Genomic DNA, 16,681 nt, shown 5'->3' on the forward strand with positions numbered 1-16,681 from the left:
GTTTCGGGGTAAAGACATGCGAGAAAACAAAGGCCTGAAACTCGGCAAGCGAATCTGAAAGATCGCGACGTGCTTTAGCTACGGCCTTCGGCACGCTTGAACAGCCGGGCGATCGAGGGGTCCAGGCCTGTTGCGGACTTGGCTGACTGACGCAGTACAACCGCAGTGACGACGAACGAGACGGCCGTTGCCGTCACCGCTCCCATGATGCCGAAAGGCGGGATCATGATGAACAGTCCAAGCATGCGCACGATAACGGAGCCTGCAATGATCCAGGCATACCGGTCTTCGTGGCCCGTCAGCATCAGGATCGACCCGCAAGGCTGGGCCATGGCGAGCGCCGCGGTGCCAAGACATAAGATCAGCAATTCCGGGAAATAGACCGTGTACGCTTCGTTGATCAAAAGGAGCGCCAGATAGCCGCCGCCAGCCACCCCCACCATCCCGCAGCCGACGAAGATGAGCGTCGTCCACGCCACGCTGTTCAAAAGGTCGTCCAGTTCGCGATTGACGCCCTGGTGGTAGAGAGCCGAGAAGCGGCTCGTCGCGAAAAGGTTGATGGAATCGGCGGCGGCGGCGAAGACGTTGGCAAGCTTCACGATGACGAAATAGGCACCCGCTATGGCGGGGCTGACCAGATAGCCGATGATGAGAACGTCGCTGTACTGGTTGACGGCTTCAAGGATGTTTGCGCCCCACAGCCTGACGGAACGTCCGGACCATTCCTTCCAGTTGATTACGACGGGAGCCTTGTGAATGTCCGGGAACAGTCGATGAAGAAGCCTACGCATGAGCAGGAAATGCACGGCAACGCCCGCAGCCGAGCCCAGGGCGAGAAATGCGAAGACCGTTGCCAGGTCGGCCGCGCCGCCGAGCGCCAGGCAGACGCCGATATAGACGATCGCGGGCAGGGTTTGCAGCAACGCGCCCGCGCCATCGCCAGCCGCGACGCTGACAGCCGTGCGCAGCAGATGGCATGAGATCTGCAAGATTGCGCCGAACGCCAGAAAGAAGGTGACGGCCAGAGCCGTATCGGCACCGAAAGTCCATCTGGCCCATGGATAAAACGCGCCGGCAACGATGGTGGTCGCTCCGGCAGCCAGTGCGAAGCTGAACCAAAGCAGGCCCTTCGTCCGTGCGGCATCGCCGGCAAGCGCAAACTCGTTCCACGAGCGGATGACAAACAACTCCTGACCGGCCACCGCGACGACCGACAACAGCCCGGCGGCCGAAAACAGGATCGAATAATTGCCGAACCCCACTATGTTCAGTGCCCTGGCGGCGACCGCGATGAACGCGAAGTTCAAGGCGACCATCATGATCTTGACCAGCACGACCGTGGCCATCCGCATTACGTCCGGATGACGGCCAAGGCGGCCGATGCGCGATCTGATGCTAATCCCGTCGTTAGGGGTCAAACTCTGTTTCCTGCGTTGGCGCGACTGGAGTTGCGGCCTGGGAGGAGGGGCTTCTAGAGCGCCGGAATGCGCGAGGGGCGACGATAGCCTTCGTACTAGGGTCAGCGACGGTGTCAACGGCACTCGGGTGGCTGACTATTGAAGCCTGTCAGCGACGGCGCGCACAGCAAGCCACGCCATGTCGGTCGCGACCGGCGCTATTGGCAGGGCAGGGGCCAAGGGATTGGGCCGCCCGGCATGGATGGGATGTGAAAAGCGGCCCCTGCATGGGGCATGTGGCGGAGCCTATTGCGAGCCGTTCAGGCGTTGCTCGCGGCGTCGGCCGCCCGCCTGATCGCGGCGATATTATCGCGGTAGGCGGCTTCCGCGCCCCCCTTGAACACGGCCGAGCCGGCGACCAGCACATTGGCGCCGGCAGCACTTACCAGCGGCGCGGTCTCGGGCGTGACGCCGCCGTCGATCTCGATGTCGATCGGCCGGTTGCCGATCAGCGCTTTCACGCGCTTTACCTTTTCCACCACGGCCGGAATGAAGGCCTGGCCGCCGAAGCCGGGATTGACCGTCATCAAAAGCACCAGGTCGAGGCGGTCGAGCACATATTCGATCACGCTTTCCGGCGTCGACGGATTGAGCGACACGCCGGCCTTCTTGCCGAGATTCCGGATAGCCTGCAGCGACCGGTCGAGATGCGGGCCGGCTTCGGCATGTACCGTAATGATGTCGCAACCGGCATCGGCGAATGCCGCCAGATACTGGTCGGTGGGCGCAATCATCAGATGGCAGTCGAAGACCTTGTCGGTGCGGTCGCGGATCGCCTTGATGACCGGCGGGCCGAAGGTGATGTTGGGAACGAAATGGCCGTCCATGACGTCGAGATGGATCCAGTCCGCCCCGGCGCGCACGATTGCCTCCACTTCGTCGCCGAGCCGCGAGAAATCGGCGGAAAGCACCGACGGCGCGATGATCGTCTTGTTCGTCATTTGCCTTCTTTCCCGGACTTCATGGCGAAGACCCGGCTGGCGGTGATGTCCTCGGCCGAAATCGTCGACAGGGCATTGGCGTCAAGCGGGCCCTTCGAGCTTTCGAACAGGCGGTTGGCCTGCCTGAGCCGGGCGCGGTCCAGCGCATTGCGGATCGAGCGGGCATTGGCGAAATGCGGCTGGGCGCGCCGGCGGTCTATATAGTCGGTGAGCGCGTTGATCGCTGCCGCGTCGAGCTTGTAGTTCTGGTGATCCAGCATCTTGGTCGCGATCTGCAGCAGCTCGCCATCCCCATAATCGGGGAAGTCGATATGATGGGCGATGCGCGAGCGAAAGCCCGGATTGCTTTCAAAAAACCTGTCCATCCGATCCGTATAGCCGGCCAGGATGACGACAAGATCGTCGCGCTGGTTTTCCATGACCTGAAGCAGGATCTCGATGGCCTCCTGCCCGTAGTCGCGTTCGTTTTCGGGCCGAAACAGATAGTAGGCTTCGTCGATGAACAGCACGCCGCCCATGGCCCGCTTCAGGATTTCCTTGGTCTTGGGCGCGGTGTGACCGATATATTGGCCGACGAGATCGTCCCGCGTGACCGACACCAGATGGCCCTTGCGGATATAACCGAGGCGATGCAGCAGGTCGGCCATCCGTAGCGCCACCGTCGTCTTGCCGGTGCCCGGATTACCGGTGAAGCTCATATGCAGCGTCGGCGTGTCGTGGGCCAGACCCATGCGCTTGCGGGCGCGCTCGACCAGCAGCAGCGCCGCCGTCTCGCGGATACGCTTCTTGACCGGGGCCAGCCCGACCAGATCGCGATCTAGTTCGGCCAGCACTTCCTTGACGCCGGAACTCTCGAACTCTTCGCGCAGGTCGATTGCCGTCGGGATTTCAGCTATCTGGGGTTCGATTTCAGCGGTTGCGGCCATGGAAATTCTCGCTTGGGTTATGCGCAGTCACTCGCGTTTTGCGGATGATCTTGCGGAGGTCTGCACCCTCATCCGGCTCGCGACGCAGGCCGGTGAGGGTGCAATGCCGTCATGCGTATCTGCTGCCTGCCGGCTTGTCGGCGGCATAGGCTTTGGTGGTGTAGCGGATCTGGCGGCCCACCCCTTCCTGCCGCTCCAGCCGGTAGCCGGGTTCTTCGGCCGGCCGGTTGACGATGAAGGACAGTTTCACCGATTCCCAGCCATGGCTTGAGTCAAAGGCAACGACGCGAATGTACCGGTCGCCATAGGCTTTGCGGCAATCCTTCAATTCCAGCAGGAGGGCGGCCGCGTCCGGATTGTCGAACATCGGATGGCCCCACATGTCCCAATAGGTATTGCGGGGATGCGGATCGTCGGTGAATTCGAGGCTGACGGCCCAGTTGTTGTCGATGCAGTATTGCACCTGCGCCCTGATCTGATCGTCGGTCAGGTCCGGCAGGAAGGAAAAGGCTCCTTGGGTAATGCGCATGTTCGTTCTCCTTATTCCGCTGCCGTTGCCACCGGAACGAAGTCCGGCGAATCGGTCGATGCATAGTTGAAGGTGACGTCTTTCCAGACTTCGAGCGCCTGCTTCAGCGGCAGGCAGGATTTGGCCGCATTTTCGAGGATTTCAGTGCCTTCGCGCAAATAGTCGCGGCCCTCGTTGCGGGCGAGAACCATGGCCTCGAGCGCGACGCGGTTGGCGGTGGCGCCTGCTGCGATGCCCATCGGGTGGCCGATCGTGCCGCCGCCGAACTGGAGGATGGTGTCTTCGCCCAAGAGATGGAGAAGCTGGTGCATCTGGCCGGCATGAATGCCGCCCGAGGCCACCGGCATCATCTTGTTGAGCGAGGCCCAATGCTGGTCGAAGAAGATGCCGTTCTCCAACTGCATCGGATTATAGTCCTCGCGGCAGATGTCGTAGTAGCCCTTGGTCGTTGCCGGATCGCCTTCCAGCTTGCCTACGACGGTGCCGGCATGGATGTGATCGACACCGGCAAGCCGCATCCATTTGGCGATAACGCGAAACGAGACGCCATGGTTTTTCTGGCGCGTATAGGTCGAGTGACCGGCGCGATGCAGATGCAGGATCATGTCGTTGCGTCGCGCCCATTTGGCCATGGACTGGATCGCCGTGTAGCCGATGACCAGGTCGATCATGACGATGCTGGAGCCGAGGTCCTTGGCGAATTCGGCGCGCTCATACATGTCCTCCATGGTGGCGGCGGTGACGTTGAGATAGGTGCCCTTGATCTCGCCGGTTTCGGCCTGCGCCTTGTTGACCGCCTCCATGCAGTAGAGGAAGCGCTCGCGCCAATGCATGAAGGGCTGCGAGTTGATGTTCTCGTCGTCCTTGGTGAAGTCGAGGCCACCCTTGAGCGCTTCATAGACGACGCGGCCATAATTGCGGCCCGACAGGCCGAGCTTGGGCTTGACGGTCGCGCCGAGCAGCGGCCGGCCGAACTTGTCGAGCCGCTCGCGCTCGACCACGATGCCGGTCGCCGGACCCTGGAAGGTTTTTACATAGGCGACAGGAAAGCGCATGTCCTCCAGCCGAAGCGCCTTCAGCGGCTTGAAGCCGAAGACGTTGCCGATGATCGACGCCGACAAATTGGAGATCGAGCCGGGTTCGAACAGGTCGAGATCGTAAGCGATATAGGCGAAATACTGCCCCGGCCCGTTGGGAACCGGATCGACGCGGTAAGCCTTGGCGCGGTATTTTTCCGTTGCCGTCAAACGGTCGGTCCACACCACGGTCCAGGTCGCGGTCGAGGATTCGCCGGCGACGGCGGCGGCCGCCTCGATCGGGTCCACGCCATCCTGCGGGGTGATGCGGAAAACCACGATGATGTCGGTCTCTTTCGGCTCGTAGTCGGGCTCCCAATAGCCCATCTTCCGGTATTCCATAACGCCGGATCTGTAGCGATCGGCGCCCGTCACGGTTTGCGAGTTGGTAGCCATGGCATTGTTCCTTTCGGTTTTTTAAGGGCGTCCAGTCGTTAGGCGGCCCTGGCGGTTGCGATCTGCGGGTCGAGCTTGCCGGCGGCGTAGCGCTTGGCCATGTCGTCGAGTGAAATCACCTTGATTTTCGAAGCGTTGCCGGCCGTGCCGAAACGCTCAAAACGGTCGCGGCACAAAGTGCGCATCGCATCCATTGAGGCTTTCAGGAATTTGCGCGGGTCGAATTCGGTCGGGTTTTCGGCTGCGATTCTGCGAAACTGGCCAGTGATCGCCATGCGGCAGTCGGTGTCGATATTGACCTTGCGCACGCCGTGGCGGATGCCGCGCTCGATCTCTTCCACCGGCACGCCATAGGTCTGGGGCATCTGGCCGCCATATTTGTTGATCACGTCCTGCAATTCCTGCGGGACCGACGATGAGCCGTGCATGACCAGATGGGTGCCCGGAAGCTTGGCGTGGATGGCTTCGATCACATGCATGGCCAGGATGTCGCCATCCGGCTTGCGCGTGAATTTGTAGGCGCCGTGCGAAGAGCCGCAGGCAATCGCCAGCGCATCGACTTTGGTGGCGGCGACGAAATCGACTGCCTGGTCCGGATCGGTCAGTAACTGGTCCTGGCTGAGCGTGCCTTCCGCGCCATGGCCGTCCTCGGCCTCGCCCTGGCCGGTTTCGAGCGAGCCTAGAATACCGAGTTCGCCTTCCACCGATGCACCGACGGCATGGGCCATCTTTGCCACAAGCGCCGTTATGGCAACATTATAGTCATAGTCGGCGGGCGTCTTGGCGTCGGCTTCGAGCGAACCGTCCATCATCACCGAGGTGAAGCCGTGGCGGATGGCGGACAGGCAGGTGGCCTCGTCATTGCCATGGTCCTGATGCACGCAAAGCGGGATCTGCGGATACATTTCGGCAAGCGCGTCCATCATCTTCGACAGCATGATGTCGCCGGCATAAGAGCGCGCGCCGCGAGAGGCCTGCAGGATGACCGGAGCGTCGCAGGCGGCGGCCGCCTCCATGATCGACAGGCCCTGTTCCATATTGTTGATGTTGAAAGCCGGCACGCCGTAGCTTTGTTCAGCGGCATGGTCGAGCAATTGGCGAAGCGTGATGCGAGCCATGGTCAGGCCTCCTCTTTGATCTTGGCGGGGGCAGCGCTGCCGGTAAGCGTGCGGCCGATGGCGGCAGCCGTGTCGGCCATCCGGTTGGAAAAGCCCCATTCATTGTCGTACCAGGACATCACCCGCACGAGGCTTCCCTCGATGACCTTGGTCTGGTCGAGCGCAAAGGAGGACGATGCCGGATTGTGGTTGAAATCGATGGAAACCAGCGGCTCGTCGACGATGGAGAGGATACCCTTCAGGCGCCCCTTGGCGGCGGCCTTCATCGCCTCGTTGACCTCCTCGACCGTGGTCGGGCGCGACGGCACGAATTTGAAATCGACCACCGAGACATTCGGCGTCGGCACGCGGATGGCGACACCGTCGAGCTTGCCCTTCAGTTCAGGCAGCACCAGGCCGACGGCCTTGGCAGCACCCGTGGAGGTCGGGATTTGCGACAGGGCTGCGGCACGGCCGCGATAAGGGTCCTTGTGCATCGTATCCAGCGTCGGCTGGTCGCCGGTGTAGGAATGGATCGTGGTCATGAAGCCGCGCTCGATGCCGATGGCGTCGTTCAGCACCTTGGCGACGGGACCGAGGCAATTGGTGGTGCAGGAGGCATTGGAAACGACGATGTGGTCCTTGGTGATCTTGTCGTCATTGACGCCGTAGACGACGGTGAGATCGGCGCCATCGGCGGGTGCCGAGATCAGTACACGCTTCGCACCGGCGGTAAGGTGCGCCGAGGCCTTCTCCTTGGAGGTGAAGATGCCGGTGCATTCCAGCGCGATGTCGACGTCAAGCTCGGCATGCGGCAGGTCGGCCGGATTGCGCAGCGCCGTCACGCGGATCGGCGGCAGATCGTCGATTTCGAGCGTGTCGCCCTTGACCGTCACCGTACCCGGAAAGCGGCCATGCACGCTGTCGTAGCGCAGCAGATGGGCATTGGTCTCGATCGGGCCGAGATCGTTGACCGCCACGACGACGATGTCGGTGCGGCCCGATTCCAGGATGGCGCGCAGGATGTTGCGGCCGATGCGGCCGAAACCGTTGATTGCAACTCGGACTGCCATGTTTACTCCCTTCAGATGAGCTTGCGCGCAGCTTCGACCACGGCTTGCGGCGTGATGTTGAAATGCCGGTAGAGGTCGGGGGCGGGCGCGCTCGCGCCAAAGCCGGTCATGCCGATAAAGACGCCGTTTTCGCCGATCCAGCGATCCCAGCCGAGACGGGCCGCCGCCTCGATGGCGATGCGCGGTGCCGATCCCAGCACTTGGCCCCGATAGGCCGGGCTTTGCTCCTCGAACAGTTCCCAGCACGGCATCGAGACGATTGCGGCTGCAATGCCGTCTTCAGCCAGCCGGTCGGCCGCCGCCACCGCGATCTCGACTTCGGAGCCGGTGGCGATCAGCGTCACCTGCCTCGCTCCCTCCGGTTCGCGCAGCACATAAGCGCCACGGCCTGAAGGCAGTTCATCCTCATGCGCCTGGCGCAGCATCGGCAGGTTCTGGCGCGACAGCACCAGCACGCTTGGGCGGTTGGTGCTTTTCAGCGCCAGTTCCCAGCATTCGGCTGTTTCGATGATGTCGGCGGGGCGAAACAGATTGAGATTTGGCGTCGCCCTCAGCATCGCCAGATGCTCGACCGGCTGATGGGTCGGGCCATCTTCGCCAAGCCCGATGGAATCATGCGTCATGACATAGATGACGCGCTGGCCCATCAGCGCCGACAACCGCATCGCGCCGCGGGCATAATCGGCAAAGCACAGGAAGGTGCCGCCATAGGGAACGAAGCCGCCATGCAGCGCCAGACCGTTCATCGCGGCGGCCATGCCATGCTCGCGGATGCCGTAATGGATGTAGCGGCCGGCATAATCGCCGGGCGAAACGGTGCTCATGCCCTTGGTGAGCGTCAGGTTCGAGCCGGTCAAATCGGCTGATCCGCCAATGGTGAGGTCGGTAGCATTATTGATCGCGCCGAGCGCCATTTCCGACGCCTTGCGGGTCGCGACCTTGGTTGCCTGGTCGAAATGCTCGCGCCGGAAGGCGCGCAACGCCACCGTCACCGTCGCCGGCAATTCACCCGCCACCGCCCCAAGGAAAGTATCGCGCTCGGCCGACGCTGCAAGCCGTTCCTGCCAGGCAAGGCGTAAGGCCTTGCCGCGCGCGGCGACCTGCGCCCATGCCGCGCGAATATCCTGCGGAACCTCGAAGGGCGCATGCGTCCAGCCAAGAGCTGCGCGCGTTGCCGCGATTTCGGCGTCGCCCAGCGGTGCGCCATGCGTCTTTTCGGAGCCCTGAAGGGTAGGGGCACCCTTGCCGATGACGGTCCGGCAGGCTATCAGCGACGGCTGCTGCGCCATGCGCGCGGCCTCGATAGCATGCGCCACGGCCTCCGGGTCGTGCCCGTCGACGGATTGCACATGCCAGCCGGCGGCAGTGAAACGCGCCTGCTGGTCCATCGAGGTCGAAAGCGAGGTCGGTCCGTCGATGGAGATGCGGTTGTCGTCCCACAGCACGATGAGGCGGGCAAGTTGCAGATGGCCGGCGAGGTCGATGGCCTCGTGGCTGATGCCTTCCTGCAGGCAACCGTCGCCGGCGATGACATAGGTGAAGTGGTCGACGAGACCGTCACCGTAGCGCGCATTCGCCATGCGCTCGGCCAACGCCATGCCGACCGCCGTGGCGATGCCCTGGCCAAGCGGCCCGGTGGTCGTCTCGATGCCCAGCGCATGGCCATGTTCCGGGTGGCCTGCGGTGCGGCTGCCCAACTGGCGGAACTTCTGCAGCTGCTCGGCCGGCATGTCGGCGTAGCCGATAAGGTGATGCAGCGCGTATTGCAGCATCGAGCCGTGGCCGGCCGACAGGACGAAGCGGTCGCGGTCGGGCCAGTCGGGCCGCGCCGAATCGAGCTTGATAAAGCGCCCGAACAGCACGGTCGCCACATCGGCCATGCCCATCGGCATGCCGGGGTGACCGGAATTGGCCTTCTGCACGGCGTCCATCGCCAAAGCGCGGATGGCGTTGGCCATTTCGCGTTCGGTGGTGGTGGTGGTGGTGGCGGCGATCTTGCCCGCTGTGATGTTCATGACAGGTCTCCTCAGGGCGCGCGATGCTTGCGCTCGATCCGTTGCAGGATGAGCGGCGTCAAAATGAGTTGCATGGCCAGGTCGAGTTTGTTGCCCGGCACGACGATGGAATTCGGCCGCGACATGAAGCTGTCGTGGATCATCGACAGCAGATAGGGAAAGTCGATGCCCCGGGGATTGGCAAAGCGGATTACCAGCATCGATTCGTCGGCCGTGGGGATCCAGCGCGCGATGAACGGGTTCGACGTGTCGACGATCGGCACGCGCTGGAAATTGATGTCGGTAAGCGCGAACTGCGGGACGATGTAGCGCACATAGTCCGGCATGCGGCGCAGGATCACGTCCATGACCGCTTCCGTCGAATAGCCCCGGCTTGAGCGATCCCGGTGGATTTTCTGGATCCACTCCAAATTGATGACCGGAACGACCCCGATCTTGAGATCGCAGTATTTTGCCAGGTCCACCGTTTCGCTCTGCACGCAGCCGTGCAGGCCCTCGTAGAAAAGCAGGTCGCTCGGCGAAAAATCACGCCATTCGGAGAAACTCCCGGCCGGCGTCGCGTAGAGCTTCGCCTCTTCCTCGTCATGCACATAGGTGCGAGTGCGGCCGGTTCCCCGGCGGCCATATTCCTCGAAGACCTCCTGCAGCGTCTCCAGTTCGTTGGCCTCGACGTTGAAATGGGTGAAGTTGGGGTTTCCCTTCTTCTCCTCCTGCGCGACCTTCGTCTTCATCGCGGCGCGGTCGTAGCGGTGGAAGGCATCGCCTTCGATGAAGGCGGCTTCGATCTTTTCGCGCCGGAAAATCTGCTCGAAGATGCGCTTGACCGACGTGGTGCCAGCGCCTGACGAACCGGTGATCGAGATGATGGGATGCTTTGCGGACATTGGCTGACCTCAGGCGCGGAACAGGCCGCGGGTGCCGAACAGGGGGGCTCGTTCGCCGATGCAACTCGGCCCGGTGTGGTAGCGGGAAATGAGTTCGACCTCGCCGGCGGAGCCGAAGACCAGGGGCACGCGCTGGTGCAGGTCAGCGGGCACGATATCGAGAATTCGGTCGACGGAATCGGTGGCACTCCCCCCGGCCTGTTCGACAAGCAGGGCGATCGGGTTGGCTTCGTAGACCAGGCGCAGGCGGCCGTTGCCATAGCCCTCGCGCGCATCGCGCGGGTAGAGGAAGACGCCGCCGCGCATCAGGATCCGATAGGTTTCGGCAACCAGCGAGGCGATCCAGCGCATGTTGAAATCGGCCCGGCGCGAACCGTCCTCTCCCTTCAGGCAGTCGTCGATATAGAGCCGGACGGACTCTTCCCAATGCCGGTAATTCGAAGCATTGATGGAAAATTCCCCGGTTTCGCGGCTAAGGGAGATGCTTTCCTGCGTCTGGATGAACGTGCCCATGCGCGGCGAGTAAATGAAGCCATGGGTGCCGCTGCACAGAGTGAGTACCAGCGCCAGTTGCGGGCCATAGATGAAGAATCCCGCCGCAATCTGATTTCGGCCAGGCTGGAAAAAGGGGGCGGCCGGCGTCTCGGCCGCCCCAGGGGCCGCAGGGAGGAGCGAGAAAATGGTGCCGATGGAGACGTTGGCGTCGATGTTCGAGGAACCGTCCAGCGGGTCGATCGCCAGCGCCAGCGACGCGTTGCGATCGAGCACGATGGGGGCGTCCTGCTCTTCCGAAGCAAACAGCGCCACCGGCGTGTGGCGCACGGCTTCCAGAAAAACCTCGTCGGCATGGACGTCCAGTTGACGCTGGGCATCGCCATCCGCATTGATGGTGCCGCGTGCGTCGGCGAAGGCATGGCCGAGCGGTCCGAGTTCGATTTCCTTGCTGACCTTGAGGGCGGCGCTGCTGAGCGCCTTGATCACATCCGCAACATCCAAACGGCCGGTCGCCGTAACGTGCGATGCCAGGAAAGCTTCCAGTGTCGACCCTTGCATTCGATCCTCCCTCGGTGCGCCGGAGCCTTTTCGGGGGCGGCGTTGACAAAAGAAGGCATTGAATCGCCCGGTGAGTAAACTTTAATCCCCTTACATCCGCGATAAGAAATGCTTACTATGGGGAATGCGAAACGTTACCCTGCGCCATCTCCGGACCATTGCCGCCATTCATCAGCAAGGGCGAATCGTCAATGCAGCCAAGATGTTAGGCCTGACCGGCCCGGCGGTTACCCTTCAGCTCCAGCAGGTCGAGGAAGTCGTGGCATTGGCCCTGTTCGAGCGTACATCGCACGGGATGCGTCCCACTGACGCAGGACAGGCGTTCGTCGAGGCGGCCCTGGCCATCGAAGAGCGGCTGCGCCTGCTGCAGGAACAGATCGACGCCATTGCGGGCGTGCGGCGCGGCAGCCTCATTCTCGGGGTCGTCTCCACGGCCAAGTATTTCGCGCCGCAACTCATGGCCGGATTCATGCGCGCCTTTCCCGACATCGACATCCAGTTGGTGGTGGGCAACAGGGCCGAGACGATCGCTAGCCTGAAGCGGCGCGCCATCGACGTCGCCGTGATGGGACGGCCGCCGCGCGACGTGGCGGTCAATGCCCATGCCTTCGGCGACCATCCGCTCGTCATCGTTGCAGCACCCGATCACCCGCTGGTCGCCGTGCATGACATTACCCGAACGCGGATCGCCGCCGAACACTTCATCGTGCGCGAGCCCGGCTCCGGCACACGCATCTCCTTCGAGCGCTTTTTCGCAGACACGCCCGCACGGCTGGACGAGACAAACCTGCAGATGGATTCCAACGAGACCATCAAGCAATCGGTGATGGCGGGTCTTGGCGTTGCCTTCATATCGGCCCACACGATCGCTTCGGAAGTGGGCGCTGGCCGTCTTGCCGTGCTGGATGTCGTCGGGCTGCCGATCCGCCGGCAGTGGTTTTCGGTCGTTCGCGACGACCGGGTCATCACGCCCGCCATCGCCGCCTTCCAGGATTTCCTGGCGAAGAGCGGCGCAACCTTCCTGCCCGTATTTTCCAAGCTTTATTCGGAGCAGTCAGCCTGATTGGACCGGCTTAAGAGCAGCGGGGTCACGTCCGACGCCGGACCACTCTTATCTTTCCGCTGCCGCCACCGCCGCAGAAGAACCGGTCGCCCCCGTCCGACTCCAGTCCCGATACCCCCACATCCGGCGGCATGTTGTGCTTTTCGAGAACTTCTCCCGTTTCGGGATCGATCCGGCGCATGTCGCTCTCGTCGCCTTCCCAGGTGGCGTGCCAGAGTTCTCCGTCCACCCAGCTAACCCCGGTGACGAACCGGTTGGACTCGATCGTGCGCAGGACCGCGCCCGTCTCCGGGTCGATCTGGTGGATCTTGCGGCCGCGATGCTGCCCGACCCACAGCGTCCCTTCCGCCCAGGCGAGGCCTGAATCGCCGCCGTTTCCGGGCGCCGGGATGCTGGAAAGGATGGCCCCGGTTTCCGGGTCGATCTTGTGGATGCGGTCCTCGGCAATCTGAAACAGATATCGGCCGTCGAAGGCCGTTCCCGCATGCGCGGCGATATCGATGCTGCGTTCGATCTTTCCGCTGACCGGGTCCAGCGCGTTCAACCTGTTGCCGGATGCAAACCAGACGTGACGGCCATCGAAGGTGACGCCGCCCACCTGATCGACCTCAGGAAAAGGGCCGTATTCCTCAACGACTTCGGCACGGGAAGGTTTCATCTGTCATACCCCTTGGGTCATGATCGCCACCCCCGATCCTAGCCGCTTGGCAGCGGGCCGGGGAGCAACAATGTTGTCGGGAAACCGGGCACGGGCGGCGTCATCCAGCGGCGCGCGCGGCCCTGCCCGAAGGACTGCACCTTGCCCGTGTTCGAAAGCTGCTCGAGCGCACGCTGCACGCTGCGCGGGCTGATGGCGAGCGCAATCGAAAGCGTCGTGCTCGACCAGGACTCGCCATCGCCGAGCAAGGCGAGAACGCTCGCATGCTGTTCTTCAGTGTTCGGCGCCAGCACCATCACCTCGCTCGCGTCGCCCGGCGACAGGATGAAGCCCCGGTCGGTCGCATTGACCTGCGCCAGTGCGCCAAGTTCGACGCGCAGCCGTCCGATCTCCACCCGAAGCCGGGCGCGATGCGATTCATCGGCATGCCTTGCCCGAAACGCGCGCCTGATGAGCACCTCCCTAGCCACGTCGCTTGGCCACCCTTCGGCCAGCGCCCGCGCCAAGGCGAACAGGACCGGCCGGGTCGCCAGCGAGACCGTCGTTCCGGCGCGCCTTGCGCCATTGCGGCAGGCGTCCATGACCAGTGCATCCGAAGCCAGCAGCGCCTCGACCTCTTCCAGCAGGAGAAACCGTTCCTGCCCGCGCGCGATGGCCCGCGCCGCCGGTTGCGTCATCAGCAGCGAGACGCTTGCCACCTCCGCCTGCAACGCGGGGATGCCGGCGACCCGCGCCGCGTGCGCGGCCGTGTCAAGCGCCGCGCGCGCCTTTGCCGTCTGCACGCGCCGGATCGCAATGCCTGCCGCCGCAAGCTCGTAGCCGGCTCTCAAGGCGGGCGGGAACGGTGCGGGATCGATTTTGGCGAGCAGGTGCTCGGCCTCTTCGAGATGCCCGATCAGCAGCAGGCGGCGGGCCGCGAGGCAGCCGGCGTGCGCGGCATTGAGCCGGTCGCCGCGCCGTTCAAGCACCATGCGCGCCGCGTCGAGCGCCTTGGTGGGCCAGGTAAGGTCGCGCGAGACGAGGGCGATCTCGGCTTCAGCGACCACGCACCGTGCCCGCTGGATCGAATCCGTCGGGCCGAACGCGCGCCCCGCCTGCCGGAGAAGATCTTTCGCGCGCGCAAGATCGCCGAGCTGCGCCATCGCGATGCCGCGCAACGCCAACGCCGGTGCATCGTCGCGCAAGGCCACCCGCTTCAACGCGCCGAGCGGGTCCCCGACGGCCAGAGCCTGCGCGGCAGCGGTAATCAGCGAGTCCATCGCAATCCCGTCACACTTGTTACTCCCGCCCTTCGATTTCCGGTGCCAAGCTACCCCCTGTCCAACGCAATTCGTGAAAACTAGGAGATTTCAAAAGCCATGACCAGATCAGCCGAAAATGGAAAAACTACCGGACAGCCTGCCATGCAAACGCCGCCGGTGGTGTCGCCGCAGGCGTGGGAAGAAGCCCGCGAAAAACTGCTCGTGAAGGAAAAGGCCCAGACCCGCGCCCGCGATGCGCTGGCTGCCGAGCGCCGGCGCATGCCGTGGATGACCGTTGAGAAACCCTACGCGTTCGAGGGACCGGCGGGCAAGGCCAGCCTGCTCGACCTGTTCGACGGCAGGCGTCAGTTGGTCGTCTACCGCGCCTTCTTCGAGCCGGGCGTGTTCGGCTGGCCCGACCACGCCTGCCGGGGTTGCTCGCTGGGAGCCGACCAGGTCGGCCATCTCGCCCATCTCAACGCCCGCGACACCACCCTGGTCTACGCCTCGCGAGCGCCGCAGGCCGACATTGTGCGCCTGAAGGCCAGGATGGGATGGGAAATGCCCTGGTACACCATCACCGACAGTTTTGACGCCGATTTCGGCGTGGACGAGTGGCACGGCCACAATGTGTTCATCCGAGAGGGCGACCGGATCTTCCGCACCTACTTCATCAACAACCGCGGCGACGAGGCGATGGGGACGGTCTGGAGCTATCTCGACCTGACGCCGCTTGGCCGGCAGGAGGTCTGGGAAAACTCGCCCGAGGGCTATCCGCAGACCCCGACCTACAAATGGTGGAACTGGCACGACAATTACGCGGCAGAGGCGGAACCCAACAAGAAGTGGGCCGAAGTGTCGGACGCCGGCGAGGCGGCGTTTAGAAACAAAGAGGCGGGTGCGAAGCCATGAGCCACGCCTGTTGCGACGGTTCAGGCGATTCCGGTGGGCAGCCGGCCCGCCGGCCCGCCGCCACGCCAGGGACGGCCGATTGGCTGGCGCTTTGGCTGGCTCTGGCGGCAGCGCCGACCTTCGCCATCATGGCGCTCATGGTCAGCCTTCCGGGCGGCGACCCGGCCGGGATGATCTGCGCGGCCGCGCACGGATCGCCCCTGAACGGAATGGCCACGATGTACCTGCTGATGTGCGCCTTTCACGCAGGCCCATGGGTGAAGCTGGCGTGGAGGCGCACGGCGCTCTAACCAGTGCCGTTACGGACATCGCTCGGAGTCATACCGAAGCGGCGGCGAAACGTGCGGTTGAAATAGGACAGGTCGCAAAAGCCGCAGGCATAGGCGATGGCGCCGATCGTCATTGACGGCGGCGTCCGGCGCAGCAGCAGGCGATAGGCATGTTCCAGCCGCCGGCCGAGGACGAAATCGGAAAACGTCGTGCCCTCGTCCTGGAACAGCCTTCGGATGTAGCGCGGCGATATCCGGTTGCTCGCCGCGATCCGCTGGATCGAAAGGCCCGGATCGCATAGCTGCATTTCGATGTCGGACCTGATCGCGCCAAGCCGGGCGGCGCGGATGCCGCCCCGTTCGCCGGCCGCCGCGACATCCGGCATGGTGGCCGCCATCGCCGCCATGAGATCGCGAACATGACCGGCCGCGAGCTGGCCAACATCTGTCGGAGCCGCCCGTTGCCATGTCTGCAACAGGTCGACATAGCCGAGCAGCAGGCGCAGCGTCTCGTTTCGCCTCGACACCACAGTCATCGACAGGTCTTCGCCCCCCGGCAGCAGCGGCGTCAGGCTGTCCACGGGGAAAGCGATATTGGTGAACCGCGTCTTCTGTTTCGAATGGATGACGCTGCATTCGCCGCCGCGCAGGAACAGCGCATCGCCGGCGTCGAGCCTCTGCTCCTTGCCGCCCTGGGCAATGTGGAGCGGCGCGTTGGCGGTGATGAGAAAGAGCATGTCGACGCTGTCATCGGCGATCAGCCGGCGCGTGCGCGATACGCAAACGGGGGTGGTCGTCACCGATGCGAGGGCGGCGCCCGGCAGCGCGCAGAGCGTGCCTTCGGCATGGAACGGCTGGCCTTTCGCTGGCTCGATGTCGAGGCGAACCATTGTCTGCCCGAACACCTCGCGCCACATCGGCAACCTGTCCGCCGCCGACAGGGAAGCGGTCGAAAGATGCTGTGACGAATAAAGAGGCTCCGGCTCGCTCACTTGTTCCCCGCAAGGCACAGGCGATCATGCCGTATGAGGCCATTAGCGTCAATTCGGTGCCGTCTGGTCCATGCCCGGTTCCGCCTGGTCCGAGACATC

General features: G+C 63.6%; 16 protein-coding genes. 3 read left to right on the top strand and 13 right to left on the bottom strand.

Translation table 11 applies throughout. The annotated features are described in order from the left end of the window. Positions 1 to 74: 74 nt before the first annotated feature. From ACX3P0_RS23080 to ACX3P0_RS23125, 10 genes are all read right to left on the bottom strand, one after another. Positions 75 to 1,346 (bottom strand): lipopolysaccharide biosynthesis protein, encoded by a 1,272-nt coding sequence (locus tag ACX3P0_RS23080; protein WP_459092272.1) that lies wholly within the window; start codon positions 1,344 to 1,346, stop codon positions 75 to 77. Between the two features lie 371 nt (positions 1,347 to 1,717). Next, entirely contained in the window at positions 1,718 to 2,398 is a 681-nt protein-coding gene (rpe, locus tag ACX3P0_RS23085) for a ribulose-phosphate 3-epimerase (RefSeq protein WP_459092274.1), read from the bottom strand. Further along, positions 2,395 to 3,324: a CbbX protein gene (gene cbbX, locus ACX3P0_RS23090; protein WP_459092276.1), complete on the bottom strand. Its 930-nt coding sequence runs from the start codon at positions 3,322 to 3,324 to the stop codon at positions 2,395 to 2,397. The genes rpe and cbbX overlap by 4 nt, the downstream gene beginning before the upstream one ends. Before the next feature lie 109 nt (positions 3,325 to 3,433). Continuing rightward, positions 3,434 to 3,853 carry a ribulose bisphosphate carboxylase small subunit gene (locus ACX3P0_RS23095; RefSeq protein WP_459081446.1) on the bottom strand — a complete coding sequence of 140 codons (420 nt, stop codon included), beginning with the start codon at positions 3,851 to 3,853 and terminating at the stop codon, positions 3,434 to 3,436. An 11-nt stretch (positions 3,854 to 3,864) separates the two neighbouring features. After that, a complete protein-coding gene (locus ACX3P0_RS23100; protein ID WP_459081447.1) occupies positions 3,865 to 5,325 on the bottom strand; it encodes a form I ribulose bisphosphate carboxylase large subunit in 1,461 nt (486 codons plus the stop codon). Between the two features lie 38 nt (positions 5,326 to 5,363). Next, complete coding sequence (fba, locus tag ACX3P0_RS23105) at positions 5,364 to 6,443, bottom strand: class II fructose-bisphosphate aldolase (RefSeq protein ID WP_459092278.1); 1,080 nt, start codon at positions 6,441 to 6,443, stop codon at positions 5,364 to 5,366. A 2-nt stretch (positions 6,444 to 6,445) separates the two neighbouring features. After that, a complete protein-coding gene (gene gap / locus ACX3P0_RS23110) occupies positions 6,446 to 7,495 on the bottom strand; it encodes a type I glyceraldehyde-3-phosphate dehydrogenase (RefSeq protein ID WP_459092280.1) in 1,050 nt (349 codons plus the stop codon). Between the two features lie 11 nt (positions 7,496 to 7,506). Beyond that, positions 7,507 to 9,510 (bottom strand): transketolase, encoded by a 2,004-nt coding sequence (gene tkt, locus ACX3P0_RS23115; protein ID WP_459092282.1) that lies wholly within the window; start codon positions 9,508 to 9,510, stop codon positions 7,507 to 7,509. Between the two features lie 11 nt (positions 9,511 to 9,521). Next, positions 9,522 to 10,394, bottom strand: coding sequence for a phosphoribulokinase (locus ACX3P0_RS23120; RefSeq protein ID WP_459092284.1), 873 nt, complete (start codon positions 10,392 to 10,394; stop codon positions 9,522 to 9,524). A gap of 9 nt (positions 10,395 to 10,403) precedes the next feature. After that, on the bottom strand, positions 10,404 to 11,447 hold the full coding sequence (locus ACX3P0_RS23125) for a class 1 fructose-bisphosphatase (RefSeq protein WP_459092286.1): 1,044 nt from the start codon (positions 11,445 to 11,447) through the stop codon (positions 10,404 to 10,406). Between the two features lie 124 nt (positions 11,448 to 11,571). Here ACX3P0_RS23125 and ACX3P0_RS23130 point away from each other — a divergent pair, with 124 nt between their 5' ends. Beyond that, entirely contained in the window at positions 11,572 to 12,510 is a 939-nt protein-coding gene (locus ACX3P0_RS23130; protein ID WP_459081453.1) for a LysR substrate-binding domain-containing protein, read from the top strand. Positions 12,511 to 12,535: 25 nt separating this feature from the next. On the opposite strand, the gene ACX3P0_RS23135 is transcribed toward ACX3P0_RS23130, so the two are convergent. Together ACX3P0_RS23135 and ACX3P0_RS23140 are read right to left on the bottom strand one after the other, a co-directional pair. Then, positions 12,536 to 13,168: a Vgb family protein gene (locus ACX3P0_RS23135; RefSeq protein ID WP_459092288.1), complete on the bottom strand. Its 633-nt coding sequence runs from the start codon at positions 13,166 to 13,168 to the stop codon at positions 12,536 to 12,538. 38 nt (positions 13,169 to 13,206) lie between these two features. Then, positions 13,207 to 14,427: a helix-turn-helix domain-containing protein gene (locus ACX3P0_RS23140; RefSeq protein ID WP_459092290.1), complete on the bottom strand. Its 1,221-nt coding sequence runs from the start codon at positions 14,425 to 14,427 to the stop codon at positions 13,207 to 13,209. 99 nt (positions 14,428 to 14,526) lie between these two features. On the opposite strand from ACX3P0_RS23140, the gene ACX3P0_RS23145 reads away from it, so the two are divergent. After that, positions 14,527 to 15,321, top strand: coding sequence for a DUF899 domain-containing protein (locus ACX3P0_RS23145; protein WP_459092292.1), 795 nt, complete (start codon positions 14,527 to 14,529; stop codon positions 15,319 to 15,321). After that, positions 15,318 to 15,611 (top strand): hypothetical protein, encoded by a 294-nt coding sequence (locus tag ACX3P0_RS23150; protein WP_459092294.1) that lies wholly within the window; start codon positions 15,318 to 15,320, stop codon positions 15,609 to 15,611. The genes ACX3P0_RS23145 and ACX3P0_RS23150 overlap by 4 nt, the downstream gene beginning before the upstream one ends. Here ACX3P0_RS23150 and ACX3P0_RS23155 read toward each other — a convergent pair. Then, positions 15,608 to 16,582, bottom strand: coding sequence for an AraC family transcriptional regulator (locus ACX3P0_RS23155; protein ID WP_459092296.1), 975 nt, complete (start codon positions 16,580 to 16,582; stop codon positions 15,608 to 15,610). The two genes, ACX3P0_RS23150 and ACX3P0_RS23155, sit on opposite strands and share 4 nt — an antisense overlap. Positions 16,583 to 16,681: the final 99 nt, after the last annotated feature.

The sequence above is a fragment of the Mesorhizobium sp. A556 genome (genome assembly GCF_054489545.1).